Raw genomic sequence first — 1,404 nt, 5'->3', positions numbered from 1 at the left:
GCTCTGGGCCGGGGACCTGCGGGCCGCCCGCACCGCGGGCGACCCCGTCGGCGCCGACGACCCGGAAGCGCTGGCCGTCCTCGTGGACCTGCTGCGGGCGCTGTTCGACGAGACCCTGGACACGCTCGCCGGGTTCCCGGACGCCGTGGCGGTCCCCGGCGTCCGCGTGCTGGAGCACGACCTGTCCGGCGCCGCCCGGGCGCGCGCCTGGCGCGAGGCACTGAACCGGTTCGCCGGTGAACGGTCCGCCGGCACCCCGCTGTCGCCGGACGGCGAGGACACCGCCAGGATCGAACTCCCCAAGCCGGTCGACGAACTCGCCGCGGGCCGGCCCACCGGACCGGTCCCGGGCCACCGGGTCCCCGGCGGCCCGGCCGACCGGGCGTACACCGGCTGCGCCGACGCCCTCGACGACGCCTGCGCGGGCTGGGCGCAGCTCGGCAGCGGCAGCGGACTGCTCCTCGGAACCGGCCGACGCGCCGTCGCCTCGGCACTCGACACCGCCTCGCGCACCCTCGGCAGCTACCGCGCACTGGTCGCCAGAGCCCTCCAGGAGGGCGCCGCGGGAGCTTCCCCGGCCACCCCCGAATCGGCGCTGGCCCTGGCCGATCTCGGGGTGCGGGTCCCGCCGTACACGGGCAGCCGGGAGGCCGTGGGGGACGGACTGCACCGGCTCGCCGAACGGATGCTCGCCGAGCGGCTGGCCCTGCGCAGTGTCGCCGAACGCTTCGCCGCCCTCTCCGAGCAGGTGGCACCCGCGTCCAGCGCGGGGCTGCTCGCCGAGGCCGACCGGCGCTGTCCGCCCGAACTGCCCGGACTCGTCTCGGCCGACCAGGACTTCGCGGTCTCCGCGACCGGCCCCGGACAGCTGGCCGGCGCCCTGGCCGCCTGCGCGCTCGCGGCCCTGTGGCCCTGGCCCGGGACCCTCGCCGCGCTCGCCGTCCTGCTGGTCCTGGTCGGCGGCAGCCTGCTGACCGGCCTGCGGCAGCCCGGCCGCGCCGCCACGGGCTCGGGTGCGGCCGCACAGGCCGCGGCGGGAGCCGTGGGCGCCCTGGGCGGGGCGCTGCTGAGCGTCACGGGGGTGTCCGTACCGCCCTGGGCGGGGCTGCTGGGCGCCCTGTTCGGAGTGGCCCTGGCCGTCGTCCTCGTGGTCCTGCGCTGGCGCCGGGCCGTGGACCGCTGGTGGGAGCTGACCGGCGCGGACGACGCCCGCCGCGCCCTGGACGGCCTCGACGCGCTGCTCGCGGAGGCGGTGCTGCGACAGCGCTGGGCCGCCGACGAGCGCCTGCACTGCGCCAACGCCGCCCGTATGGTGGCCGGCGCGCTGCGCGGCGCGGCGGCCACCGTCGAGGAGCTCGAACACCGCCGCGGGGAGCCGGACTTCGTCACCGCGGCGACGGCCGG

General features: G+C 79.1%; 1 pseudogene. It reads left to right on the top strand.

What is annotated here, in order from left to right:
- A pseudogene (locus tag ABT085_RS46360) lies at window positions 1-1,404 on the top strand (hypothetical protein); the annotation flags it as partial.

Origin of the sequence: Streptomyces sp. NPDC002265, from assembly GCF_040296125.1 — a bacterium.
GTDB lineage: Bacteria > Actinomycetota > Actinomycetes > Streptomycetales > Streptomycetaceae > Streptomyces.
The sequence above is the reverse complement of the archived record's forward strand: the minus strand, read 5'-3'. Positions and strand labels throughout refer to the sequence as shown.